This is a genomic window from Microcoleus sp. AS-A8 (assembly GCA_039962225.1).
Taxonomy (GTDB): domain Bacteria; phylum Cyanobacteriota; class Cyanobacteriia; order Cyanobacteriales; family Coleofasciculaceae; genus Allocoleopsis.
This window is the reverse complement of sequence record JAMPKV010000008.1, coordinates 217,516-243,554: the sequence shown is the minus strand read 5'-3', so window position 1 is coordinate 243,554 and position 26,039 is coordinate 217,516. Positions and strand designations below refer to the sequence as shown.

Genomic DNA, 26,039 nt, shown 5'->3' with positions numbered 1-26,039 from the left:
AGCGACACCTGTAATCATTATCCGCTCTCTCAGAACGAAGCGCTAGATAAACGGCTCCTGAGCGATTGCTGAGTTCTCTAGCGCTGCCCTCTCTCAGGGTTCATACACCATGGGATTCTAGGATGCGCCCCCGACACTCAGTACCCGATCCCAGGCTATGCTCCTCCTGCCCAACCCTTGATAAATCTACTCCGAGAGCATTCCCTATTCACTTGAGACTATCCCCCAATATCCTTCCCGTGATAGACTAGAAAACATTTTCATTTCTTTACAATCAGGAAGTTATTGGACTTACTGTTTTGTAGAGCGTTATTCATGCAATCTTACGATGTCATTATTATCGGCGCGGGTCATAATGGACTGGTCTGTGCTGCCTACCTGCTAAAAGCGGGTTACAGTGTATTGCTTCTAGAAAAGCGTTCCGTCCCTGGCGGTGCAGCCACCACGGAAGAAGCTATGCCAGAGGAAGCCCCTGGTTTTAAGTTCAACCTCTGCGCGATTGACCACGAGTTTATTCACCTCGGCCCAGTGGTCGAAGAATTAGAACTAACCAAATACGGATTAGAATATCTATTCTGTGACCCTGTTACCTTTTGTCCCCATCCCGATGGCAAGTATTTTTTCGGTCACAAGTCGGTTGAGAAGACTTGTGCTGAAATTGCCCGATATAGCGAGCGCGATGCTAAAAAATATGCTGAATTTATAGACTACTGGCAGCGCGTCACCAAAGCGATCACTCCCATGTTCAATGCGCCGCCTAAATCGATTATTGATATTGCAGGCAACTATGGTGCGCAAAATATCAAAGACCTCCTCTCGGTAATCGGTGGCGTTGATAAAGCACTGGACTTGGTTCGGAATATGCTAACCAGTCCAGAAGATCTCCTCAATGAGTGGTTTGATTCCGAGTTCGTCAAAGCTCCACTGGCAAGACTCGCGGCAGAATTAGGAGCGCCTCCTTCCCAAAAAACGATTGCCATTGGGGCGATGATGATGTCATTACGTCATAACCCTGGCATGGCTAGACCCCGTGGCGGGACGGGCGCACTGGTTAAAGCCTTATTAAACCTGGTTAAGAGTAAAGGCGGCGAGGTCTTGTGCGACCAGCACGTTGAGCAAGTTTTAGTTGATGACGGTCGTGCGGTGGGTGTAAGAGTTGGTGGAGGCAAAGAGTACCGTGCTAACAAGGGCGTGATTTCCAATATTGACGCTAGGCGGTTGTTCCTTCAAATGGTTGATCCGGCTGATACCCACTCAGCTGATCCCAACCTGCGAGAGCGCTTGGAACGACGTATTGTCAATAACAATGAAACAATTCTCAAGATTGACTGCGCCCTGTCAGAGGTGCCGCGTTTTGAACGTTTCGATCACAAAGACGAGTACTTGATTGGCTCAGTGCTAATTGCCGATTCTGTGGCTCATGTAGAAGAAGCCCACTCCCTAGCAACGAGGGGAATTATTCCCGACTCTAATCCCTCAATGTATCTGGATGTCCCAACAGTACTAGACCCATCGATGGCTCCCGAAGGCAAGCATACGTTATGGATTGAGTTCTTTGCTCCTTACCAGATTGCTGGCGCAGAGGGGACAGGTTTGAAGGGTACAGGTTGGACGGATGAACTAAAAAACAAAGTGGCTGACCGTGTAATTGATAAATTGGCAGATTATGCCCCGAATATCAAAAATGCGATTATGGCTCGTCGCGTGGAAAGCCCAGCAGAACTAGGAGAGCGGTTGGGGGCATACAAGGGCAACTACTACCATGTGGACATGACCCTCGATCAGATGATCTTCTTCCGTCCCTTACCGGAAATTGCTAACTACAAAACACCGATTGAAGATCTATATCTCACAGGTGCTGGGACTCATCCGGGCGGTTCGATCTCTGGAATGCCGGGACGTAACTGTGCCCGTGTGTTTCTGAATACTCAACAGCCCATTGCCCAAAAGCTGAAAGATGCTGGTAATACTGTTAAATCAGCAGTAGAGTCTGTATTCAAGACTACTTAAGGAGTGTTGTCATCAGTACCCATAGGGGCGCTCTAAGGTGCGCCCTTACTTGAGGCGACAGGGATTTTTTCAAGAAGTCTATTATTCATTGGTCAAAATTTCGTGACTATTGATTAATGACTAATGTGATCTGTTCATGCTGTCACTTCTCATACTAAGTTGCGTTCAAACATCTAATCTAGGACGACTAGGGAAGCTGGGGAGGAGGATGTTACCTCTTTGAATGCAACTCGGTATCATAAACCAAAATCAATCTTTTTACAGAGAAATGGTCATCCGGGCTACTGATGATTTGGACAGAGCAAAAGTGATGAAATAAGGAACGCAATGTTACCGATGCAGAAGCGATGACAGACCAGCAGGTTTTAATTCTGGGAGGACAAGGGAGAATCGGCAGGAGTGTAGCGCACGACCTTGTTGCGAATACTCAGGCCAAGATTACTGTAACGGGACGGACGCTGAAATCTGAAGGCGCTGTGCAGCCGCAGGAGTCGCCGCAAGTAGAGTTTTTGGCCTTGGATTTAGCAGATCATGAAGGGTTAGAAAAAGCGATCGCTTCTCATCAGCTTGTGATTCATTGTGCAGGTCCGTTTCTCTACCGGGACACTCGTGTCCTAAAAGCTTGCATCGAACAGGGTGTAAACTATTTAGATGTCAGTGACAGCCGCTCCTTCACTCGTAAAGCGCTAGCCTTAGGGGATGCCGCTAAGGCAGCGGGCGTTACTGCTATTATTAACACTGGCATCTTTCCCGGCATCTCCAATAGCATGGTGCGTCACGATGTCGAACAGCTCGATGAGGCGGAACAAATTCACCTCAGTTATGTAGTAGCAGGTTCCGGTGGTGCTGGGGTTACGGTCATGCGGACGACATTTCTGGGTTTACAAGAACCGTTTGAAGCATGGATTGATCACCAATGGCAATCGGTGAAACCTTATAGCGCTCGCGAAACGGTTCAATTCCCGGAACCCTATGGGAAAGCCGGTGTCTACTGGTTTGATATGCCAGAAGCTTTTACACTCGTTGACTCCTTTCCTGTAAAAACGGTTATTACCAAGTTTGGCTCTATTCCCGATTTTTACAATCATCTCACTTGGATTGCAGCTCACATTTTTCCGCCCTCCTGGCTCAAAAATCCAGGGGGTATTGAGTTTTTATCTCATGTCAGCCACCGCATGACTTCTGTCAGCGATCGCTTCAGTGGCATTGGTGTCGCCATTCGCTCTGAAGTTCGGGGTCAAAAAGATGGTAAACCTACCCTGATCGGCTCAACTTTGGTGCATGAAAATACAGCAGTGGCGGCTGGTGCGGGGACTGGCAGCATTGCCGAACTTATGCTTGCCAATCAACTGAATAAATCAGGCGTTTGGCCTGTTGAACAGGCTCTCCCGACTGAATTGTTTAAACAAACACTTCAAAGTCGAGGTCTCAAGCTTAATGTTGAGAGTACAGTAACACCTGCTCCTGTGACCGAATAAAACCTCACCCAAAAAGGCTCATACAAGGAGTGATACTCCCGAATTGGAGAGTAGTTTCACACTACTCTCCACTTTTCACTTTTTCAGAACGGAGGTAGATACTCTATGGCTGGAGTTCCCCTGTCTGTACAAGTGTTTTTGTTGATGCATGGGTGGTTATTGAGCCGATATGTTTTTACCGAGAACTCAATCGACCTACATAAACAATCCATAAATTCTTTATGTTTACAAAACTCTAAAACATCAGAGCAAGAGATACCGAACTGGAGACAAATACCGGTATTGTGGAGTAAATTTAGTGACCCAATCCTCCGGATTTAATCCATAAGGGATGAAAAGGTTAGTAAACAAGGTTCTCATAATCTCTATATAGTACTCCGATAAGCCGCCTTAAGAGATATTTTTTCTTCTTGAAAGATATTAAAAAGCCCAAATGATTAGGTCAAGAGAGAGGGTACATCAGTCATTTATCTAAAATTCATTAATATCTTCAAAAACAGGCATTTAGATCCATCTTATTGAGAAACATCCTTAGAATAAATTGCTAGAACTGAAGTAACTGTTACAGGTTTAAAATCCCCTATGCGCTGAGTGATTATAAGCTATTGAATTCAATAGTAGGGGAATATAATAATAGGTAATTACAAAATTTTATTTATCTCACTAAATAATTTTAAGGCCGAATGTTTTCTTTGTTTTTTATGAAAAATATACATATACTATCCCGAAATAGGCAGAGATCCCCTGTTAAAACTATTAGGAAGGAAAAGTGAGGAATTTCTATTTAAAGAGGAAAAATAAAGGAAAATTATGAGCTTAGATTCCCATACCTTCATGACCACCATGGAAAAACGTGTGAATTTTACAAGTGAAGACAAAGCACTTCTAAAATCTCATGCTGAATGGGGAAAAGCGATTGCACCTGCAATGGCAGATCATTTCTATGAATACTTAAGCCGCGATCCAGAAATGAATGCCATTATGAATGCAAAAGAAGGGCGTATTCATCGCTTGCGTGAAACCTTTATCCCCTGGTTTTATGAAATGTTTACGGGTATGGATGATTGGGGAAATGCCTATGCTGATCGTCGTTGGCGGATTGGCCTGGTGCATGTGCAAATTGGAATTGGCCCCCAACATGTTGTACCCGCCATGGCGACTGTAGTGAATGAAGTTGGCAAACAACTGAAGGCGGATGGCAAGCCTGAAGAATTACGGGAGGCTTTAGGGCGAATTTGCATGATTGATTTAGCCTTCATTGAGCAAGCTTACGTAGAAGTTAGTTCAGCTGCGGTACTCAAAGAAACTGGCTGGACAGAAGGTCTCTTCAGACGTTTGATCTCAACAGGTGCGAGTTCAATGTAAGTCTCTGTCGGTCACTTCAAAGCACCAAAAATTGACTCAATTGCAGGATTTTAAATTAAACTAGGAACACAAGCATGGCTATCAATTCTCAAAAATTGGGGAATATTCTCCAAAACTTTGTCTCTCAAACTGCTGATGTTCAGGGAGCAGCAATGGTCACACCCGATGGTTTGCCTCTGGCGTCAAGCTTACCTGGAGGGATGGATGATGAACGGGTTTCAGCAATGTCTGCTGCTATGCTCTCTTTAGGAGAGCGTATTGGCAAAGAACTCGCCAGAGGTGACATCGATCGCATCTATGTGGAAGGAGACGAAGGCTTTAGTATTTTGACCAGTTGTGGTGAAGATGCGGTCTTTCTTGTCCTCGCCAGCAAGGCAGCGAAGCAAGGTGTTTTGATGTTAGAAATTAAACGTGCGCTTGCTGAATTAAAGCCAGTTCTGTCGTAAGTCAAATTTCTCTGAATAGTACTATGCCTCCTGCTAAATATAAGCTATTGAGCAGGAGGCATCACGTCACATCAGTCTATTTGGGTGCATTTTAAAAAAGCCTAAATAAGCTTTCAATTCTCACTTTAATTTCCTTTTGCGGAGCTAAATTCAATGAAAACATTACGTTTAGTAGTAGCAGGAACTCCAGGGGCTGGCAAGTCTACTTTTGTACGGACAATTAGTGATATTGAAGTGGTAGACACAGACCGTGCTGCAACCGATGAAACATCTCTATTAAAGCCAAAGACCACTGTAGCTTTCGACTATGGTCGGTTTGTGTTTGGTTCTATTCTGGAAGTCCAAATTTACGGTACTCCTGGTCAATCTCGCTTTAATTTCATGTGGGATTTTTTGATTCAGAGAGCTCACACCTATATTCTTTTAGTAGCCGCGCATCGACCCAATGATTTTCACTATGCTCGTCAGATTCTTCTGTTTATGAATCAACGAGTACAGATTCCGATGCTCATTGGTATTACTCATAGCGATTGTCCAGGGGCTTGTGCCACAGATGAGATTATGGCTCGGTTAGGCTTCATGAATGATAAAAATCGTCCGCCAGTCTTGAAAGTTAATCCTACAGAACGAGGCTCAGTCGTGGAAGCCGTCATGGGGTCGATGGCTCTGTTGGTGGCTCAGCAGAATGTGCCTCAATCGGCAAACAAAGGAGAACCCAGTCCATCGTCTCAGCCTAAAACAAAGGCTCCCTATCAATTTCCTCTGTCGAACTTCTCACGAGGTCGGTAAAAATGACAAAACTCGTTTTAAAGACCAGCCAAACTTCAATATCTAGTTTGGAACTGAGAATTCATACCAACTCCTCCAACAAAGTTGAGCTTTAAGGTCATCAATCGTTCATTAGGATAAAGAGCCTATGGAGAAGATTTGACTGGCTGATGATGTAAATGTACAGACTGGCTTAGTTCATTCAATGTGGCTTGGGCATCCATGAACAAATAGAAGGAGATGAGATCGCCGTCTCTGCTTACAGTGCAGGAGGCCGTGTACTGTGATCTAGACTACTGTAAACCTTATAACATTAACTTCAAAACACTGTCTTTTTTCTCAAAAGCAGGAAAATTGTGTTAATTTCATACTGCTTTTTGAAAAGTATACGACACATAAATATTTATTGATAGATTTCTATCTTAAAAGCTTAACCCATTATTTAAGCTTTAATTTGTTATAGGGATAAATTAGGTAATCCATATAATAACAAACCTAAATCAACAGGAATATTTTTATCTCTATTTCATAAAAAATCTTTAAATTAATGTTGATTTTAAATAAGACTACAGACATAAGTCAGATAATTTTGCTAAAACTGGATCAAGTAGATAGATTTCTCCTCACAGCTAAAGAAGAGTAGCAATCTCTAATCTTTTAGTTGCTCAGTCAATCTATCGAAAAAAATATCTGGGTTGGCGAAGAGAAGTTTCATCTCAAAATGCAGCAAAACTTGGATGATGAAGTACTTAAAAAGCTGCATTAATTTTTTCTGCAAACAGAAAATAAAGAACTACCTAATCTGGCATAGGCACCTACAAATTTTACTGAAGAAAGCCAGAACGGTAAGTAATTAATACTGTCTAGCAGATTAAATAAGGACGAAATTCAACAGCAGGGTGTACCCAGGAAAATACTAAGTAACCTAAAAGTTTAAGTGCTTAGTAATTCCTTCAATCTGTTCACCTTAAATACAGGAAATCAACATCATGTCACTTCCTCAAAATTCTTTACGCCAAGAACTCGGAGAATACAGCAGTATCGTTTGTTTCAAAGCAGTCGTTGTTGGTGTAGAAGAAGCTCTCGGAGAGAAAGCCGCTGCTATCGCCTTAATTTCGGCGGGTCGTCAACGCGGTAAAAAGTTAGCGGAAGACTTAGGTTTAGACAACAAGGGTGAAGAAATCTCTTTGCCGGAAGTCACAGAAAAAGTTAAGTACGCCATAGGCGCAGAAGGCACTCGCTTGTGCATTATAGACAAGATTATCCAAGAAGGAGAAGTCTACAAAGTCTATACCCGCGAAACCGTTTGTTCAGCAGGTGAAGAAGAAGGTTCCCCACGCAAGTGTACTTTTACCTTAGGGGCGATTCAGGGCTTTTTAGAAGCGTTCTTAGGCAAGCGCTTACGGGGACAACACACAGAATCGGTCTTACGTGGTGGTAGCTACGATGTCCTAGAGTACACACCTCTAGGTTAAATAGATACTTCCCAAACGTATTAGAAGTCAATTCAAACTGGTCTCTATTTATATCCATTTTAGAGACCAGAAAAACCCAAAACTGACTGAATGATACTGAATAAAATTAAATCAGGAATCCAACAATGGCGATTAATTCTCAAAAAATCGGTTACGTCCTCCAAAGCTTTGTAACGACAACCGCTGATGTTCAAGGCGCAGCATTAGTAACTCCTGACGGGTTACCCTTGGCGTCAAGCTTGCCCAGTGGGATGGATGATGAACGAGTTTCAGCTATGTCTGCTGCCATGCTGTCTTTGGGTGAGCGCATCGGCAAAGAACTTGCTAGAGGTGATATTGACCGCATCTATGTGGAGGGCAATGAAGGCTTTAGTATTCTAACTAAATGTGATGAAGAGGCCGTATTTATTGTTCTTGCAAGCAAGGCGGCAAAACAGGGAGTTTTGATGTTAGAAATTAAGCGAAGCGTCGCTGAACTTAAGTTGCTTTTGCTGTAAGTTATTTTGAGTGCTGTAAGACCCTGCCTCCTGCCAAAATTAACGCCTTGAGTAGGAGGCATTCATTCACGAATTTTGAACCGTGTTATCGAAAATTAAGTTGCGAGTCAAAGCGTTATTGACTCTCTAGAGATAAGGCAGGAAAAGAGTTAATAAGTAGGGGAACAGGAGGTTATGGCTTCAAATATAACTTGGTATAACTAGACCCGATCGTCAGAAGCTTATCGCCAGTCTTGAGGAATATTTGAACAATCTTTCTTCTCCTTCATTCTCATCCTCACTCTCCCACTCTTTCATCCTCTCTAAAGATCCGGCCCCACTCTCTCACTCTCCCACTCCATCCCGAATCAGCTTTCACTCTCTATTTGTTAGTAAGTTTTTCGGAGCAAAATCGAATGAAAACCATGCGTTTAGTAGTCGCCGGGTCTGTAGGAGCTGGCAAGTCTACTTTTGTGCGAACGCTCAGTGAAATTGAAGTTGTAGATACAGACCGTATAGCTACGGACGGGACAGCAGTATTTAAGTCACAAACAACCGTTGCTTTAGACTTTGGCAGACTCGTGTTTGGCCCCAAGATGGATCTGCATATCTACGGCACTCCGGGTCAGGCTCGTTTTGATTTCATGTGGGATCTGTTAATTCAAAATGCTCACTGCTATATTCTCTTGGTAGCAGCCAATCGACCCAATGATTTCAACTATGCTCGTGAAATAGTCTCATTTATTAGCGAACGCGTACAAATCCCGATGATTATTGGTCTGACCCATATGGATTGTCCGGGCGCTCTGACTCCAGAGGAAATTCTCTCGACTCTGGGCTATGACATTCATGATAAAAATCGGCCCCCCATGGTGAATATTAATCCGAATGATCGCACAACCGTCCTCGAAGCGATGGTTGTGTTAATGGGTCTTATCGTTGCCCAGAGTGATGTGAAATTATCCCATACCGCCTAAAAAACGATGAAGTGTGCATGAGAAAGGATAAAAAATGTTATTCTTTCCAATTACCCTTTCAGTCCTCACACTTCGTTTGACTGGCATTTTTCAGTACACCTGAGTCAAGATGGAAAAGGATGAAGCATTAAGGAGGAAGTATAAAGACTGAAGCATGGAACTGAGGCCAAAGCAAGAGTAGACTTGCCTGTAAGCCTTGTTATCCTCACACTTCACACAAGCTAGTCTTGAGAAGTGCTGCTTTTCATACTTTATGCTTAAAGCTTCAGACTGGGGAACTTTTTGAGGGTGACTGAGTACGGATGTTGATGACTGTGGCAACAAGCTACGGGAGCAAGAAATGGTTGAGCATAGACCAAGGTATGAACTGCACTTTCACGTCAGTGTACAAAGTGCTGTCGTTCGTGACCCTAACAAAGTTAGACAAATTTTTCAGGGAAACTTAGCCCGCTTTACCTCCGATCCTCTGCATCAGCTACCAGCCGATCTGCCTGATTTTACAGGTCGCCAGGACGAACTAGAGCGTGCGATTGCTTTGCTCACCACAACAACGCCCAGTGGAGAGGTAGCCACGGACACGCCCGCGTCCCCCTTGGCGATTACAGCGATTATCGGCGTGGCAGGCGTCGGTAAATCCGCTCTGGCGATTCATGTTGCCCATCAGTTGAAACAGGATTTCCCGGACGCTCAACTTTATGTCAACCTGCGCGGAAGCGAAAGCCAACCCCTCGATCCCTTGGACGTGTTAGCTGGCTTCCTCCGCGCTTGGGGTATCGATGACCTATCCATGCCTGACAATCTGACTGAGCGTTCGCAGCTCTACTGTTCCTTTCTGGCAGGCAAACGGGTTTTGGTTGTATTAGACAATGCCCACGACTCGCCTCAGATTCGCCATTTGCTACCGGATAGTTCTTCTTGTGCGGTTCTGGTTACCAGCCGCAAACGCCTTACCGCACTGGAGGAAGTGGCTCCACTCGAACTCGGTCTACTCCCAGAACCAGAAGCTCTAGAACTGTTCCAGAAATTGGTTGGGATAGAACGAGTGCAGGCTGAACCCGAAGCTGCCCAACAGCTCATCTACCTTTGTGGTCTGTCTCCCCTAGGGATTCGGATTACAGGTGGCACGCTGAGAAATCAGCCTCAGTTGCAATTAGAAAACTATGTGATTGAACTCACTCAGGAGCAACAACGCATTGCTCAACTGAGCTTAAATCATCAAGATGTGCGCTCCAGCTTTGGGGCTAGCTTCAAGCAGTTGGATGAAATCTCTACTCGTCTCTTCCGTTTGCTGGGATTACTCACAGGACAAAACTTTGCGCCAACGGTAGCCGCTGCGCTGCTAGAACTGGAGCCAGTAACCGCCGAGCAGTTTGTCAAATATCTCGTTGATTTGCAACTGTTGGAGCCAGCCAGTGAAGGACGCTACTTTCTCCACGATTTGATGCGCCTGTTCGCTAAAGAGCAATTAGCGAGCGAAGAGCCTGCGGAGGCGCGTCAGGCGGCTCGTCTTAGAGCCGCTCGTTGCTATCTAGAAGCTTCTGAGATTGTCAACTTGGCTCTCAAGCCGGAGACTCGTCCTCTTTTAGCCCAAGTCTTGATAGACGGCAAACACCAATCCCTAGAAGCCGCAGAGCAAAATTGGTTTTTAGCTGCCATAAACTGGTTTCAGCTAGAGCGGATGAACCTATTAGCGTCGATTGAATGGGCTTACCAGGCCCAGGCATGGGATATTGTCGTCTCACTGACGAGCTACTTAGTTAACTTTTTTAATATTTATGCCGATCATGCCGATTGGGAACGCACTCACTTGTTGGCATTGGAAGCTAGCGCCAAATTAGGCGACCCCCAAGGAGAAGCTCAGACCTTGACTAACCTGGGCAACGTTTACGCTTTGCAAAATGCCTGGGAGAAGGCTCGCGAAAGCTATGAGCAAAGCCTAGTCATCTTTGGTGAGTTAGGAGACCGCCTGGGAATGGCGAAGACTATGGGTAACCTGGCTAATGTCTACTGCCAGCAGGATAACTGGGAAAACGCGAGTGAATGTTATGAGCAGAGTCGAGTGATCTTCAGTGAGTTGGGAGAGCTATACGGAGAAGCTCAAACTTTAGCCAATATGGGAATCTTCCATCTTAAACAAGGCCATGAGGCGGAAGCAGGCGTGTTATGGCAAGAAGCTCTCACCAAACTGCCCCCCAATTTACCCAAGTCTAAACGGGTAGCTGAGTGGCTTGAGTTAATCCAGAAGCCAAATTCCGTGAGTGAAATGAGCGAGGGTAGTACACAATCGACTGGGAAAACGGGTGTGAAGCCCTGGAGTCCGTTAGACTTAGCTCGGAATGCCTTGCAGTGGTTTCGCCGAAGTGAGGGGTAAGGGCTGACGAGCGCACAAAAGGGCTGCGCTTCATCCAGGATTACGTGGCTTGTGTGATTTGTGAGGCGTTAACGACTCACAAACTCAGGGTAATAGTGGTTAACGGCCAAAGCCTAAGTAATTTTATTTCTTGTTCTATGCTTTGCCAACTCTGTGTCTGTGTGGTTCATACAAAAAAATGGAGTAGTCATCCCGGATGTGGTACTAGCTTGAAGCAACCGCTAGGCTCTCCTGATTCGATCGCTCCAAGCTAGAATCTGACGCTAAACACCCATCCTCCATGTGGACAATGCGATCGGCTACATCCAGAATCCGATTATCGTGAGTCACCATCAAAATGGTGCAGCCTTGCTCTTTGGCTAGATGCTGCATCAGTTCAACCACATCGCGACCGGATTTTTTATCTAGTGCGGCAGTGGGTTCGTCGGCTAATACTATTTTGGGATGACTCACGAGAGCGCGTGCGATCGCAACTCGTTGTTTTTGCCCTCCAGATAAGTCCTCTGGATAGTAATTGATGCGATTTCCCAACCCCACTGCCTCTAGCATTTGAGCCGCTAAGGCTGGCATATCTTTCACGGGAATGTCGTTATGCAATTCCAGCGACATCTGTACGTTTTGTTGCGCGGTTAGGCTCTTTAGTAAATTGTGGGCTTGAAAAATGTAGCCAATGTTACGACGCACCTGAACGAGTTGATTTTGGGTTGCTCCGCATAGCTCTTGACCTAATACTTGAAGGCTACCTTCTTGTGCTGCTCGCAAACCACCTGCCATCGTGAGTAGGGTGGTTTTTCCTGAACCTGATGGCCCGGTCATGATGACAATTTCACCGGGATAAATTTCTAGGTTGATCTCAAATAATGCTTGTTTGCGTAGTTTTCCTTGACCAAAGTAGTGGTTGAGATTTTTAATGGCGATCACTGGTTTTGGCAACATGGGCTTTTTAGGGTTAGGGTTGGAGTTTTTGTTGTTCGCTTTTTGCAGATTGATATCAATCTTTTTTCCGTTTAAAGGGAGGTTTGATTGAAATAGAACGAACCACAGAGGCACAGAGAACGCAGAGAAGAAAGGGGAGAGAGGATAAGAGAGGTTGAGTTTTGATCTTTATAAATATGGGGATAGGAACGATGTGGTGCTGGCTAGAAGATGTCGGCGGGGTCTGCTGAGTGTAGTTTACGCATGGCGATCGCTCCGGAAATTGCACACATGACCATTGTCATAATGAGTACTTGTAAGGCTCTGAGAGTAGCCATAAATAGGGGGAGATTGGTGGCATTGCGGGTTAGGGCATACAGCCCAACTGATAGAGAAATTCCAGGGAGATAGCCGAGAAGTGACAAAATTAGAGCTTCTTGAAACACGACACTGAGCAGGTAGAAGTTTTTGTAGCCCATTGCTTTGAGGGTGGCATATTCAGCCATGTGGTCGGCAACATCGGTGTACAGGATTTGGTAGACAATAATCACGCCGACGATAAATCCCATCATTGTCCCTAGGGTGAAAATAAAGCCGATCGCTGTATTCGTCTGCCAGTAATTCTTTTCAAATTCCATAAATTCTGGCTTAGTGAGAACTTTGACATCCTCAGGGAGTTTGGCTTGCAAGGCGTCTGCTGTGAGGCGGGGGTCGGTACCCGGTTGCAAGCTAATTAAGCCCACGCTGACACTTTCTGGATTACGTCGGGGAAATATTCGGAGAAAATTTAGGTCACTGGTTATTAAGCTGCCATCTGCACCAAAGGAAGCGCCAATACTAAATAAGCCACTGATGTTAATTTGGCGATCGCCGACTTCTGTGCTGACGGATTTGCCTTGAACCACTTGGGCGATTGTTGCCTTATAATCTCCTCTGGATGAGCGGTCAAATAACACCGCATCAGGGAGTTTGATCGTATTCAGATTTTCGTTGACTCCCGGTAAATCAAATACCGATTGGTTGGGGTCAAAACCCACGACTAAAATCCCGGTTTTGTGACGAGTTTGGGGATTTTTCCAATCTGCGATGTTGAGGTATAGGGCATCTGCCGATTTTACCCCCGTTAAGCTCATGGATTGGTAGAGGCGGCGGCGAGGAAAGGTTGCCATATTCATCAGGTTGCGACCTTGGGGGCTAATTAATACCAAGTCAGCGCGTATACTCTGATGTAATCGGGTGGTGCTGTCGTAAAGCGCCGCTTGGAAACCCAATTGCATAAACATGAGAATATCCGCAAAGGCAATTCCCGCCAGCGCCACCATGAGGCGGGGTTTTTCGCGAGTAAGCTGGAGCCAGGATAGGGGAATTTTGCGGTTGAACATCAGCGAGTACCCCCATTGGTTTGTGATTTGTTGAGTGTGATCGCCACCTTGACTTGTGAGTTGGTTAAACCAGCAACTTTTTGCGTTGCGCTGTCATCGAGACGGATTTTCACCTCAACCACTCTAGAATCGATGTCTGCAACGGGGTCGGTATTGAGGACATCTTTTTTGCCAACTTGCAAACCAACCTCGTCTACTGTTCCCGGCAATTCACTGCTAAATGAACTGCTGGTAATGTGGGCGTGTTGACCCAGATGCACTTTACCCACATCGCTTTCATAAACTTCTGCAACGACGTACATTTGGTCGGTTTGCCCCAAATCGGCAATTCCGTCTGTTTTGACGACTTCCCCAGGCGAGGTGTGAATTTTGAGAATTTGACCGTCTATAGGCGCTTTGACATAAGCGAGCTCAAGGTCAGCTTGTGCGCGTTTAACGGCGGCGATCGCATTATTCACCTCGGCTTGCGCGGCTTGCACGTCCACCGGACGCACTTCGGCAATCTGTGTCAAGGTGGCTTGCGCTTCCTTTAATTGCTCTCGCTTCGCTTGTTGGACTCGATTTAGGTTGGCTTTGGCTTCGTTAAGTTGCTGTTGAACGGTGTCTAAAACGAGGCGCTTACTATCGCGGTTCGAGGCAGAAATTGCACCGGCTTGGTATAAGGATTGATAGCGTTGAAATTCGGTTTGGGCATGGCGTAACTCGGCTTCTAAGCGGGCAACGGTGGCTTGTTGAGCCGTTGTGTCTCCCTGCTGTTCTGCTTCTAAACGAGCGATCGCGGCTTTTTGAGCATTAATTTCTCCAGATTTTGCCCCGGCTTTCACTTGAGCGAGTTTCGCTTGGGCAACACCAACCTGTTCTTGGGCTTGTGCTAAGGAAGCCAGGAGGCGATCGCGCGAATCCAGAATCGCCACAACCTGCCCAGAACGGACTTTTTCTCCTTGTTTCACCAGCACTTGAGCAACTCGACTCCCTTCGACTGAAGTGGGTGCAGACAGTTGAATCACCTCTCCACGAGGCTCTAAACGTCCCAAAGCCGTAACTTGGGTGATTTCCGGAACAGTAGCGGCGGGAGGGGGTAAGGAACTTTTCTGAGTGGATTGAAATGTCTTTAAACCGTAGATCAGAGTTCCGCCAGCAGCTAGAGCAGCGATCACCGCTAAAATTGTTGTCTGTTGAAATTTCGGCTTTACACCCTTCGAGAGGTTTTCTTGATTGGTGAGTTGCATGGTTTTAAGCTCCTTCGTTTAGACGCGCTCTCCCGTTCACCAAGAAAGGCAGAAGGACGAGGGCAGAAGGCTTTTATGCTTGTTTTTATGCCAATTGCCCTCGACGTTCTGGCGGCAATAACGGGAGCAAGGGTTTGAAGCCTATATACAAATCTTTCATATTTGGTGGCTCCCAATTGGGAGGGGTTTGAATCCCCTTCCTATTATTCCCTTCTGCCTTCCTTCTTTTGCCTTTTGCCTTCTTCAAGCGCCACCCAAGTTAATTTCCTTTAGTAGATACTTGATGTAAGAAAGCCTGTCGCTCCTGTGCGCTTTTAGCTCTTACTTGTAATTTAAGGCGATTGAGCAGCGTTCCACAGTGACCAACGGCGTCAAAAGATTGACCCCAAGTGTCAATTTCACAACTGGCATTACTTAGGTGTGGAAAAGAACTCAAATGCCATATACAGTATGGTTTAGGTACGTCAAAGTCGTTCTACATGCTGCCGCCAAGGCCAATTTAGATACTAAAACCTTGCTCAGTGCGGTTGGACTCGACTCCTCCATCCTTGAGGCTACTGATGCGCGAATTCCGCATGAACAAGCCTATGCCCTCTGGCGGGAAATCAGGCGACTTTCTTGTGATGAGGCGATTGGATTGCGTTTAGTCCAGTTAGTTGAGCCTGAAGTCTTGGACGTGGTGGGCTATGCAGCTTACAGCAGTTCTAACTTAGGCGAGGCGTTGTCCCGGTTTATACGCTACAGTCGATTGATTCACGAAGGGGTTAAGTGGACGTTGGAGACTAAGGGCCATGTCACGCGCATCACTCATTCAGTTCCAGGAATTCATCTTCCCCTACCCGGAGTACTATGCCAGTGGGTTGTGGCAAACATTATTGTGAACGTTCGGAGAATGACGGGTTTGGATTTGGTGCCGTTTCAGGTCGGTTTTCAACACCAGCAACCGGACGATATTTCTTCTTATCGTGAGTTGTTTCAAGCTCCCGTGGAGTTTGAGCAAGCTGTTAACTATCTTACTTTTGATGCGGCATGGCTCAATCAACCCCTGTTAAAATCAGACCCTGGACTTTGTGCGCTGCTAGACCGCTATGCGGAAGAATTATTAGCAAAGCTGCCTCGAACTGAAAATATTGTAGATAGTGTGCGTCAAGAGATTAGTGTGGGCTTACGGGGTGGCGATCCGGGGTTGGATGCGATCGCACAAAAGCTGAGGTTTGCCCCGCGTACCTTACAGCGCAAGCTCAAGGAAGCGGGTACTTCTCATCAAGAACTCTTGGATGAGATGCGGCGAGAACTTTCGATTCATTATCTGCAAGAACGCCATATGGCCGTGTGCGAAGTTGCCTTTCTTTTAGGGTTTTCGGAAACCAGCGCTTTTCATCGAGCCTTCAAACGTTGGACGGGGACAACTCCAGGGGAGTTCCGTCGCACCTTAAGTGAGTCGGCTTAGACGGATAAATTGCGATTTTTAGAGCTAACTTGCAACTTTCAATAAATATCTTGCAAGTTCAGTATTGCTTTTTGGTAATTAAGTTATTTTCACTTGATTGACCTGCACCTACTTACTTTAGCGATCGCACGCCTCAAAATATCAGAAATTAACCGCAACGAGTACTATCTTTGCCAAAATATTCATAAGTTCTTGTAGACTAAACGAGCGAGCCACGCTCGTGAAACGCTTGCTTATAGAAGGGATAGTCCATGAGAATTGAGACACTAGCTGTCCATGCAGGTCATCACGTCGATTCAGCAACAGGAGCTATTACACCCCCCATCTATTTATCAACCACCTTCGAGCGTCAGGTCGATGGCAGTTATCCCCAAAGATATCAATACATTCGAGAGAATAACCCCAATCGAGAAGCCTTAGAGCAATGTTTATGTCAATTGGAGGGAGGAGTGGCCGCCGCCGCCTTTTCTTCAGGTTCTGCTGCCACGATGAGCGTATTCCAAGCGCTACAACCTGGAAGCCATGTGATTGCACCCTTAGATGCTTACTCTGGCACCACCTCTCTGTTGCGAGAAATTTTTATCCCGTGGAATTTGTCAGTCACGTTTGTGGATATGACCGATCCTAGTGCTGTGGAGCAAGCGGTTGAGCCGAACACCAAGCTGATTTGGGTCGAAACCCCCTCTAATCCAATGCTCAAAATAACCGACATTGCCAAGATTGCAGACATCGCTCATCAGGCCAATGCCTGTTGTGTTTGCGATAATACCTGGGCAACGCCAATGGGACTAAATCCGTTCAAATGGGGTGCCGACTTAGTCGTCCATTCTACGACCAAATATCTGAGTGGGCATAGTGATGTCATGGGAGGTGTCGCCATTACCAAGGTGGCAGATGATTTTTTTCAAAGAATTCGGAGCATTCAAACTCTTGGTGGTGCGGTAGCGTCTCCCTTCGATGCTTGGCTCGTCTTGCGCGGGATTCAAACCTTACCCTACCGCATGAGAGGCCACTCGGAAAATGCGCTGAAAGTGGCAAGGTTTTTGAGTGAACACCCCCAAGTTGAGGCGGTGCATTATCCGGGACTGCAACATCATCCAGGACATGAGATTGCTCAGCAACAGATGCCACTGTTTGGGGGAATGCTGTCATTTCAAGTGCAAGGAGGACGGGAGGAGGCTTTCGCCGTTGTGGCAAAGGTGAAGCTGTTTACGAGGGCAACCAGCTTAGGCGGTGTAGAAAGTTTAATCGAACATCGGGCCTCGATAGAAGGTGTGGGCACAAAAACCCCAGAGAATTTGTTGCGTGTTTCGGTGGGTCTTGAACATCCAGACGATTTGATCGAAGATTTGGCTCAAGCGCTGAATGAGTAAGGTGAGCGGTGCATTAGGGTATATCACAATTTAACTTATTTGTCAATTATGAAATCAAGGTGAACTACGTCTCACCAAATGTGCGATCGCTCTGACCAGTTCTTCGGGTTCCACAGGTTTAGCAATGTGAAGTTGAAACCCAGCTTGGAATGCCTGCTGCTGATTATATTCTCCCGCATAGGCCGTTAGCGCGATCGCGGGAATTTGCCCTCCCTGTTGGACTGAAAACGTCCTCACCTGACGCATCAGCATATAACCATCGACATCCGGCATCCCAATATCCGAGAGCAAAACATCGGGCACGGACTGATTCCAGGCAGCGAGAGCCTCTTCGGCAGATGCCGCAACCGTCACGGCGGCTCCCGACTGCTGTAATATAAAGGCCACCAATTCTCGGATATCCGTTTCATCATCCACCACTAAGATCCGCAATCCATCAAGGTCAGCCGCATCGTGTGATGGCATTGGTTCCTGATCGACTTCCACTGCCTTCCCCATCAAGGGTAGCGTCACCGTAAAGGTTGACCCTAACCCCTCTCCTGCACTTTCGGCATGGACAGACCCACCATGTAATTCGGTAAGATAGCGAACGATCGCAAGTCCTAACCCCAGTCCGCCAAACTGTCGGGTGGTGCTGCTATTCTCTTGGCGGAAGTACTCAAATACATAGGGCAAAAACTCTGGACTAATGCCTTTGCCTGTATCCCGAACATGGATTTGCACCTGTGAGCCAACTTGCTCCAGGCGCACTTCCACCCGTCCCCCGGACGGTGTAAATTTAATCGCGTTGGAGAGCAGATTCCAAACCACTTGCTGTAATCGATTGGCATCCCCGGAAACCTGCCCCACATTCGCCTCGAACAGGGTTTGAATTTGAATTTCCTTGGTTTGGGCGGCTAATCGCACCGTTTCCAGCGCCGCTTCAATGGTGGTGACCAAATTGACGGGACTCACATTCAAGACCAATTTCCCGCGCAAAATCCGAGAGACATCCAACAAATCTTCAATGAGTTGGGTCTGTAACTTCGCATTGCGCTCAATGATTTCCAAGGCGCGATCCGTGGCTTTCTCATCAAACTTACGTGACCTCAGTAGCCTTGTCCAGCCTAGGATGGGGTTCAGGGGCGATCGCAACTCATGAGAGAGGATTGCCAGAAATTCATCCTTAATCCGATTCGCCGCTTCAGCCTCTGTCCTGGCTCGTTGTTCCGCTTCATAGAGGCGCGCCCGTGCGATAGCCTGACCACACAAGTGTCCTAATGTCAACATAAAGGCACGGTCTTCTGGACTAAAAGAGGTCGCCAAGGCAAAACTAAAACTCATTCCCCCTAACATCCGTCCCTCCACGGTCAAGGGGAGGCAAGCGAAAGCTTCATATCCTGTGCAGTTGGCGACACGAGTCAGAATCGGATACTGGCTGGCACAAGCTGCAATACTCTCCAGGAAAATCGGTTTTCCCGTCCGCACCAGTTCTGCCATGGGCACGGGAGCAGTAACCGAAAAATACTTCCAATCGTCAATGACATTGTCAGGCAAGCCCACACTTTTCACAATTTCCAGAGACGTCTCGTTGTCCGTGAGCAGCGCCACAAAACCAGAGCTAGCCCCCAGAGCCGCCATGCCTTGATTCATAACGACTTCAGCGACTTGAGCCAGAGTGAGGGCTTCCGAGAAAGCAGCGGTGACGGATTGGAGACGCGCTGTGACATCAGCCGCTTGTTCAGCCGTCTGGCGTGCCTGCTGCGCTTGTTGGTAGAGTCGGGCATTCTCTACCGCTAGAGCGGCACGACGCGCCAGTTCCTCGGCTAGCGCCAGATCCGTTGAGTCATATTGACGCCCGGATTCAGCCGCCACAAAAGAGATTGTGCCGATGGTTCGTCCACGAGTTAACAAGGGCACGATCATCACGGACTTGAAGCCGACCTCCCGGAGAATTTGCAAGTGTTCCTGATCACGGGCGGCTTCCACCAAAAGAGAGTCGGGAATATCAGGGTAGAGTTCGGATTGCCCTGTGCGTAAGACCTGAGCTACACCACGCACGTCATTGGGATCAAAAGGATATTGTTGATTGATTTGGTTTGCCCATGCTATTTTGGCTGGATTGACGTGAGCCGTTACGAGCGGTTGTACGGAGCCATCTTCTTCAATCAAGTGGACAGTACACCAGTCCGCTAACTCAGGAACCGTCAGTTGAGCAATACTCGCTAGGGTTGTTTGATAATCGAGTGAACTAGAGAGAACTCGGCTCGCTTCTGCCAGATATTGCTGTGCTTGCTCAGTTTGTCGGCGCTCCGTAATATCAATGCCAGAGCCAATGTAACCCGCAAATCTGCCATCTTCATTAAATAGAGGCACTCCCTCATCCAACAGCCAACGATATTCACCATCTTGACGTCGGTGGCGATACTCAACCTGGAAGCGCTGGCGGGCGTTAAATGCTGATAGATAAGTTTCTAAACAATACTCTTTATCGTCAGGATGCATACCATCGAGCCAGCCCAGGGTTAAAGCCTCCTCCAACGTTTGCCCCACAAAGTCCAACCAAGGCTGATTGAAATAGGTACAATGCCCATCTAAGCCGGACATCCAGATAAACACCGGAGCACCATCTGCCATGCGACGAAACAGCGACTCACTCTCTCGCAATGCCTGCTCAGCCCGCTTGAGTTCAGTGACATCCATGGAGGTAACGCCAACGCCCAATACCTGACCATCGGGTAAACAGACAGGATAGTAGCTCACTAAGCAATGTCGGTGAACTCCAGGTAAATTGATTTCGCCACTGAGTTCCTGGTTTAACAAAGGCTCTTGAGTCTGCATTACTCTTTGCAAGATCGGTGCGAGTTGGGCTGCCCATCCGGGCAGAACGTCCCATAGGGTGCGACCCAAGTGTCCGCTCAACGGTATACCGTTAATGGTGGCAAGCGCCTCATTGGCATGGATGTAATGCAGGTCGCGATCCAAAAAAGCCAGACCAATGGGCGAACTAGCCAGAAAGGCATGGAGTACGGTTTCACTCTTTTGCAGCTCCATCTCCGCCTGCTTGCGCTCTGAAATGTCGAACGCAGCACAAGTTACACCGATGACTTGGTTGTTGGTATCCCGCAAAGGCTCGACGGTCAGGTCATAATACCAGTCTTGCCCATGTAGGCTAATCTTGACCTCTTGACGAGTGCCCATGCCCGTTTCCAGGACTTGGCGTTTGATTTGGGTGAGAATCTCGGCGTCAGCGCGAGTGAGTAAGTCGATATCGTATTTACCGAGTATATCTTCAGACTCGTCCTCAAAATCGGAGCCATATTTCCAGGTATAGCGTAACTCTCGGTCTTGGTTAAATACACTGATGGGTGAGTTTTTCAGGGCGACACGCAGTCGTTCTTCGCTCTGGCTGAGTGCCTCTTCGGTCTGTTTGCGCTCGTGGATGTCTGTCGTGACGCCAATCCATTTGAGTATGTTTTCTTGTGCATCTTTTAGGGGTATGGCACGAACCATAAACCATCGATACACGCCATCTTTGCTCCGATATCGACACTCGGCTTCAAAGGGTTCTCCCTTGTGTATCGCTAGGTTCCATCGTTGCATTGCTCCAGATAAATCCTCTGGGTGAGAAACCTGCTCAAAACCCCCTGCATTCATTTCCTCAACGGTCACCCCAGCGTACTCTAACCAGCGCGAGTTGACGAAGTCGAGTTGACCTTGAGCATCGCAAGACCAAATAAAGTTCGGTACCGCTTCGCTTAAGGTACGATACAAATTCTCACTAGCACGTAGAGATTCTTCCGCTTGTTTGCGCTCGCTGATATCGAGAAATGCCCCGACGCAGCCTCGAACCTGGCCTTCTTCATCCAATAAGGGAGCCGCATTCGCCAACAGATGTAGGACTGTGCCGTCATCACGCACAATCTCAAGCTCTACATTCCGAACATTTACACCATGAGCGGCTGCATATTGGATCGGTTGCTCCTGGGGAGGAAGTTCTCGACCCTGGCGATACACTCGATGGGGAAGTTGTTCGGCGTTGGGTTGGCTGGTAGAGGCATTGACTTGGGGCGGTACATTCAACCACCGAGAGAAAGCCGGGTTAATTTGAATATCCCGACAGTCCGGCTCTAGGGCAATCCCAATCCCAATCGGGATTACATCCAGCAACGTTTGCAGCTCATTGACACGGCGATTTAAGTCTTTGTTGAGTGCTGCGATTTTTTCCTCCGCTCGTTGGCGATCGCTGATATCAAATGACATGCCTGCAACCCTCTGCTTCCCAGAGGCATCTTTGAAGGGAAACTTTAAGGACAGCAAATAATGTATGCCATCCTCCTGGGGTAAGGCTTCAACGATTTCTTTGGGTTGGTCTGCGGCGATAACCGCCCTATCGTTCTCTCGGATCTGCTGTGCCACTTCGGCGGGCAAAATATCGAAATCGGTCTTTCCGATTAGTTCCTGTCGCTGGCAATTGACGAGTTTCTCTGCGACTGGGTTGGCATAGAGGTAACGCCCTTGCTCATCTTTGATGAAGGCGGTTCCAGGGATGTTATTCATGAAGCTCAAAAACAACTTTTGGTTTTCAGCGAGTGCCTCCTCGGAACGTTTACGCTCCATAAACTGACCCATCTGGCTACCAATACTCATCATCATCTGGAGCAACTCTGGATCAGGCTCCTGAATACTGTCGCTGAAGCACTCAATCACCCCTAAAATTTCGTTCTCCAACCGGATGGGAAACCCTAATGCCCCCTGTAATCCAGCTTTAGCCGCCAATTCGACCCTAGGAAAGTTGTTATCTTCAACGAGATGAGAAATCCAGGTGGGTTGACGAGTCGCCCAAATGCGACCGGGTAAACCGATTCCAGGGGCAAATGTTGCCTGTTGATTGGCTTGTGTGAACTCTGCCACATTGATCGTGGGTGTATGCCAACTCTCCACGAAACGCAGCACATTTGCCTGACGGTCTAGGCTCCAAATCATACCCACTTGCCATCCCAAACTTTCACACAAAGATTGCAGGATTGTGGGTACGGCATCGGATAGGATGGTGGCTTCGGAGAGGACACGAGTCACCGCAGACTGTATTCGTTGGCGCTTTTCAGTGCGCTTGCGCTCGGTCACATCCGTCACCATCGCCAGCATACCGAAACATTCACCGTTATCACTGATCATGGAGTTTACATTGCAGTGAACCCAGATGGGGGAGCCGTCTTTGCAACGTAGACAAAAGTCAACTTGTTCCGAGATCCCCTGCCTACGTCGCTCCATCAAACGTTCCGCTTCCGCCCAGTCTTCCTCGTATATATAGTCGAAGGCGGAACGTCCCAGCATTTCCTCAATACTGTAGCCCAGTAGTTGAGCCATCTGGGCATTAACATAAGTTGTCTGTGCTTGTGCATCAACCAACCAAACGCCTTCGTTGGTCGTCTCGACAATCAGGCGGTATTGCTCCTCGCTGCGGCGTAGTCTCGACAGGCTCTGCTCCATGCGTTGCTTTGCCGTGCGAAGCGCCGTACTCAACAAAGTGATCATCAGCGCCACCAGTAAGAGGACAGTAAACCGGAACAGAGTATTGGCGCTGGTAAAGGTCAGGGAATGTAAGGGTGGCAGGAAGAAGTATTTGGTGACTAATCCCGCCAACAGGATGGATAGCAGTCCTGATTGCAAACCTCCATATAGGGAGCTAACCATCACCGCAGGATAAAACAGGGCGAAAAAAGTCGGTGACATGAGGGGTTCGAGCAGCCAAGTCAGTCCGAGTGCGATCGCACAAGCCAAGAACGCGATCGCATAGGGATGCTGTTGGGAACGGATTACTTTCAACATCTTTTGTTCTCCTCGCTCCTCCCCTGAGGAGCGATCGCCAGCCACTCATTCTTCATCTGGGAAATACTCGACTCACAAATCCTGACGCCTCAAACTTAGACCAAGCCTTGGCTTCTCCCACTCTACCTAGAAACCAACCCCGACAGAAACAGCCAACTTCTGCCGTCGATCACGCACCAGCTTTTTGGTCTTTGGCTGTTCTACCACCCGCATGTTTTTAGCTGTTACACATTTTGAGCCATTAAACAGAGGATAGAACGCCCCCTATAGCTTTCGGTATATGTCTTGAGTGTGATCTTTAATTTTAACTTCTCAAATAAAAAGCCCTAGCACGCGTAGCTAGAGCTTGTGAAGGGTCAAGAAGGAGCAATAGTACTATTCATAAGTACTTTACAAAAATACTCAATATCCAGTTCTTGCCTCCTCTATCTGTAGTCAGTACTCGACTTCAGTAATTGGAACGTTGACAGTCCCAAAACCTGCAAAACAAACAAGCCCAACACAGGTTTCCTTGTTCCTTTAAAAGTTGCTGTGCCCAGCCATAGCCTCTTGCATTCTCTGCATCACCTCAACAACAGAGATAGCCCCTAAATCCTTAGATTGCCCCCCTGCGCCACGGACACGAATACTGAGGGTATTCGACTCGACTTCCTTCTCACCCACGACAGCCATCACCGGGATTTTATCCTTCTCTGCATTGCGAATTTGCTTGGGCAAGCGATCGCCACTTGTATCGACTTCAGCACGAATCCCCACGCTTCGCATCTTGCTCACCACGTCTTTGGCATAGGGCAAGTAGGCATCACTCACTTGGACAATTCGCACCTGCACCGGCGCTAACCAGAAGGGGAAATCACCGGCATACTCCTCAATTAAAATCCCAATCAGTCGTTCTAATGAACCAAAAGGTGCACGGTGAATCATCACCGGACGTTTGCGAGTCCCATCTTCGGCAACATACTCTAAATCAAAGCGCTCTGGCAGGTTGTAATCCACTTGAACCGTACCCAGTTGCCATTCGCGATCGAGAGCATCCCGGAAGATGAAATCGAGTTTTGGCCCATAGAAAGCCGCTTCCCCGATGCCTTCAAAGTGCTCCATCCCCAAGGTTTCTACAGCACGGCGGATGGCATTTTCTGCCTTGTTCCACGCCTCATCTGAGCCAATATACTTATCCGAATTCGGGTCGCGGAAACTTAAACGCGCTCTAAAATTAGATAGCTTTAATGTCCTGAACACGGACAAGGTTAAATCCACCACACTCAAAAATTCCGCATCCAACTGTTCTGGCATGACAAACAAATGGGAGTCATCCTGAGTGAATCCTCGTACCCGTGTTAAGCCCCCCAGTTCCCCCGATTGCTCATAGCGATAAACCGTACCAAATTCAGCGAGGCGCATCGGCAGTTCTCGGTAAGAGCGCAACTCATTCTTATAAATTTGGATGTGGAAGGGGCAATTCATCGCCTTGAGGACAAACCCCTCATCTTCCGACTCCCCCATCATCGGGAACAAGTCTTCTTTGTATTTTTGCCAGTGTCCAGAGGTTTTAAACAGATCAACTCTGCCGATATGGGGTGTCACGACTTGCTGATAGCCCCGTTTAAGCTGTTCTTGCTTCAGGAAGTCTTCCAAGAGACTGCGGAGTACGGTTCCTTTGGGCGTCCACAGGGGTAATCCCGGCCCCACCTGATCGGAGAAGATAAACAGTCCCAGTTCTTTACCCAGTTTGCGGTGATCGCGTTTGAGGGCTTCTTCTTTACGGCGCTTATATTCTGTTAACTGCTCTGGAGTTTCCCAAGCGGTACCATAAATTCGCTGCAACTGGGCTTTGGTGGCATCCCCTCGCCAGTAAGCTCCCGCCACACTTTCTAAGTCGATCGCCTTTGGGTGCAACTCTTGGGTATTCTCTAAATGGGGGCCAGCACATAAATCCCACCACTGCTCACCTAAGTGATAAATCGTAATCGGTTCTGCAAGTCCTTCGAGGATTTCTAGCTTGTAAGGCTCATTAATTTCCTGAATGCGACGTCGAGCCTCCTCGCGACTGACTTCTTCCCGAATCACCGGCAACTTACGATTGATGATTTTAATCATCTCTTTTTTGATCGCCTTCAGGTCTTGCTCGGTAAACGATTCTGGGATATCGAAGTCGTAATAAAAGCCATTCTCAATCCAGGGCCCGATCGTCACCTGTGCCTTGGGAAAGAGCTTCTGCACCGCCATCGCCATGATATGGGAGGCTGTGTGGCGAATCTTTTTTAAGGAGTCGGATTCGCTGGTGCGGGGCAGATGAATTTTTCCAGGCTGCTCTGGAGCTTCTAAGTTGGGCATGGGTGACTGTTCCATTGAATAGCTTTTCTGTCTTTAAAAAATTGATTACTTCTCTCTGCCTCTATGATACAGAGCTTACTTTTCCAATGGCGCTTACCGGTAGTCTCAAGGAATCTGTCTTAAGTTGTGAAGAAATGTAAAGAGCGTTAAGATAAGATTTACATGAAAAACTTTGTTAA

At 47.3% G+C, this 26,039-nt stretch carries 16 protein-coding genes; 11 read left to right on the top strand and 5 right to left on the bottom strand.

All coding sequences use genetic code 11. From position 1 onward, the window contains the following. The first annotated feature begins 315 nt into the window (after positions 1 to 315). From NDI48_15090 to NDI48_15050, 9 genes are all read left to right on the top strand, one after another. A complete protein-coding gene (locus NDI48_15090) occupies positions 316 to 2,010 on the top strand; it encodes an NAD(P)/FAD-dependent oxidoreductase (protein MEP0832498.1) in 1,695 nt (564 codons plus the stop codon). 347 nt (positions 2,011 to 2,357) lie between these two features. Then, positions 2,358 to 3,488: a saccharopine dehydrogenase NADP-binding domain-containing protein gene (locus NDI48_15085; GenBank protein MEP0832497.1), complete on the top strand. Its 1,131-nt coding sequence runs from the start codon at positions 2,358 to 2,360 to the stop codon at positions 3,486 to 3,488. Positions 3,489 to 4,298: 810 nt separating this feature from the next. Next, positions 4,299 to 4,853, top strand: a complete 555-nt coding sequence (locus NDI48_15080; protein ID MEP0832496.1) for a protoglobin domain-containing protein — start codon at positions 4,299 to 4,301, stop codon at positions 4,851 to 4,853. A 74-nt stretch (positions 4,854 to 4,927) separates the two neighbouring features. Further along, on the top strand, positions 4,928 to 5,299 hold the full coding sequence (locus NDI48_15075) for a roadblock/LC7 domain-containing protein (protein ID MEP0832495.1): 372 nt from the start codon (positions 4,928 to 4,930) through the stop codon (positions 5,297 to 5,299). A 153-nt stretch (positions 5,300 to 5,452) separates the two neighbouring features. Beyond that, positions 5,453 to 6,088 (top strand): ATP/GTP-binding protein, encoded by a 636-nt coding sequence (locus NDI48_15070; GenBank protein MEP0832494.1) that lies wholly within the window; start codon positions 5,453 to 5,455, stop codon positions 6,086 to 6,088. Positions 6,089 to 7,056: 968 nt separating this feature from the next. Continuing rightward, positions 7,057 to 7,542, top strand: a complete 486-nt coding sequence (locus NDI48_15065; GenBank protein ID MEP0832493.1) for a hypothetical protein — start codon at positions 7,057 to 7,059, stop codon at positions 7,540 to 7,542. 125 nt (positions 7,543 to 7,667) lie between these two features. Continuing rightward, positions 7,668 to 8,039: a roadblock/LC7 domain-containing protein gene (locus tag NDI48_15060; GenBank protein ID MEP0832492.1), complete on the top strand. Its 372-nt coding sequence runs from the start codon at positions 7,668 to 7,670 to the stop codon at positions 8,037 to 8,039. A gap of 395 nt (positions 8,040 to 8,434) precedes the next feature. After that, entirely contained in the window at positions 8,435 to 8,995 is a 561-nt protein-coding gene (locus NDI48_15055; protein ID MEP0832491.1) for an ATP/GTP-binding protein, read from the top strand. Between the two features lie 340 nt (positions 8,996 to 9,335). Further along, positions 9,336 to 11,366, top strand: a complete 2,031-nt coding sequence (locus NDI48_15050) for a tetratricopeptide repeat protein (GenBank protein MEP0832490.1) — start codon at positions 9,336 to 9,338, stop codon at positions 11,364 to 11,366. 204 nt (positions 11,367 to 11,570) lie between these two features. Here NDI48_15050 and NDI48_15045 read toward each other — a convergent pair whose 3' ends face one another. The 3 genes from NDI48_15045 to NDI48_15035 all read right to left on the bottom strand — a co-directional run bounded on the left by NDI48_15045 (position 11,571) and on the right by NDI48_15035 (position 14,892). Further along, entirely contained in the window at positions 11,571 to 12,302 is a 732-nt protein-coding gene (locus NDI48_15045) for a DevA family ABC transporter ATP-binding protein (protein MEP0832489.1), read from the bottom strand. A 203-nt stretch (positions 12,303 to 12,505) separates the two neighbouring features. Continuing rightward, a complete protein-coding gene (devC, locus tag NDI48_15040) occupies positions 12,506 to 13,663 on the bottom strand; it encodes an ABC transporter permease DevC (GenBank protein ID MEP0832488.1) in 1,158 nt (385 codons plus the stop codon). Next, positions 13,663 to 14,892 (bottom strand): ABC exporter membrane fusion protein, encoded by a 1,230-nt coding sequence (locus NDI48_15035; GenBank protein MEP0832487.1) that lies wholly within the window; start codon positions 14,890 to 14,892, stop codon positions 13,663 to 13,665. The genes devC and NDI48_15035 overlap by 1 nt, the downstream gene beginning before the upstream one ends. 436 nt (positions 14,893 to 15,328) lie before the next feature. On the opposite strand from NDI48_15035, the gene NDI48_15030 reads away from it, so the two are divergent. Both NDI48_15030 and NDI48_15025 read left to right on the top strand, forming a co-directional pair. After that, positions 15,329 to 16,342 carry an AraC family transcriptional regulator gene (locus NDI48_15030; GenBank protein MEP0832486.1) on the top strand — a complete coding sequence of 338 codons (1,014 nt, stop codon included), beginning with the start codon at positions 15,329 to 15,331 and terminating at the stop codon, positions 16,340 to 16,342. Between the two features lie 251 nt (positions 16,343 to 16,593). After that, positions 16,594 to 17,715, top strand: coding sequence for an aminotransferase class V-fold PLP-dependent enzyme (locus NDI48_15025; protein ID MEP0832485.1), 1,122 nt, complete (start codon positions 16,594 to 16,596; stop codon positions 17,713 to 17,715). Between the two features lie 54 nt (positions 17,716 to 17,769). Here NDI48_15025 and NDI48_15020 read toward each other — a convergent pair whose 3' ends face one another. Together NDI48_15020 and thrS are read right to left on the bottom strand one after the other, a co-directional pair. Continuing rightward, on the bottom strand, positions 17,770 to 23,526 hold the full coding sequence (locus tag NDI48_15020; GenBank protein ID MEP0832484.1) for a PAS domain S-box protein: 5,757 nt from the start codon (positions 23,524 to 23,526) through the stop codon (positions 17,770 to 17,772). Positions 23,527 to 24,045: 519 nt separating this feature from the next. Further along, positions 24,046 to 25,875 (bottom strand): threonine--tRNA ligase, encoded by a 1,830-nt coding sequence (thrS, locus tag NDI48_15015; GenBank protein ID MEP0832483.1) that lies wholly within the window; start codon positions 25,873 to 25,875, stop codon positions 24,046 to 24,048. Positions 25,876 to 26,039 lie beyond the last annotated feature (164 nt).

What these genes read in the sequence shown, in the direction of transcription:
- NDI48_15085 (MEP0832497.1), top strand. Translation starts at nt 2,358, where the DNA reads ATGACAGACCAGCAGGTTTTAATTCTGGGAGGACAAGGGAGAATCGGC.
- NDI48_15055 (MEP0832491.1), top strand. Translation starts at nt 8,435, where the DNA reads ATGAAAACCATGCGTTTAGTAGTCGCCGGGTCTGTAGGAGCTGGCAAG.
- NDI48_15030 (MEP0832486.1), top strand. Translation starts at nt 15,329, where the DNA reads ATGCCATATACAGTATGGTTTAGGTACGTCAAAGTCGTTCTACATGCT.
- NDI48_15020 (MEP0832484.1), bottom strand. Translation starts at nt 23,526, where the DNA reads ATGTTGAAAGTAATCCGTTCCCAACAGCATCCCTATGCGATCGCGTTC.
- NDI48_15025 (MEP0832485.1), top strand. Translation starts at nt 16,594, where the DNA reads ATGAGAATTGAGACACTAGCTGTCCATGCAGGTCATCACGTCGATTCA.
- thrS (MEP0832483.1), bottom strand. Translation starts at nt 25,875, where the DNA reads ATGGAACAGTCACCCATGCCCAACTTAGAAGCTCCAGAGCAGCCTGGA.
- NDI48_15035 (MEP0832487.1), bottom strand. Translation starts at nt 14,892, where the DNA reads ATGCAACTCACCAATCAAGAAAACCTCTCGAAGGGTGTAAAGCCGAAA.
- devC (MEP0832488.1), bottom strand. Translation starts at nt 13,663, where the DNA reads ATGTTCAACCGCAAAATTCCCCTATCCTGGCTCCAGCTTACTCGCGAA.
- NDI48_15045 (MEP0832489.1), bottom strand. Translation starts at nt 12,302, where the DNA reads ATGTTGCCAAAACCAGTGATCGCCATTAAAAATCTCAACCACTACTTT.
- NDI48_15050 (MEP0832490.1), top strand. Translation starts at nt 9,336, where the DNA reads ATGGTTGAGCATAGACCAAGGTATGAACTGCACTTTCACGTCAGTGTA.
- NDI48_15080 (MEP0832496.1), top strand. Translation starts at nt 4,299, where the DNA reads ATGAGCTTAGATTCCCATACCTTCATGACCACCATGGAAAAACGTGTG.
- NDI48_15075 (MEP0832495.1), top strand. Translation starts at nt 4,928, where the DNA reads ATGGCTATCAATTCTCAAAAATTGGGGAATATTCTCCAAAACTTTGTC.
- NDI48_15065 (MEP0832493.1), top strand. Translation starts at nt 7,057, where the DNA reads ATGTCACTTCCTCAAAATTCTTTACGCCAAGAACTCGGAGAATACAGC.
- NDI48_15060 (MEP0832492.1), top strand. Translation starts at nt 7,668, where the DNA reads ATGGCGATTAATTCTCAAAAAATCGGTTACGTCCTCCAAAGCTTTGTA.
- NDI48_15090 (MEP0832498.1), top strand. Translation starts at nt 316, where the DNA reads ATGCAATCTTACGATGTCATTATTATCGGCGCGGGTCATAATGGACTG.
- NDI48_15070 (MEP0832494.1), top strand. Translation starts at nt 5,453, where the DNA reads ATGAAAACATTACGTTTAGTAGTAGCAGGAACTCCAGGGGCTGGCAAG.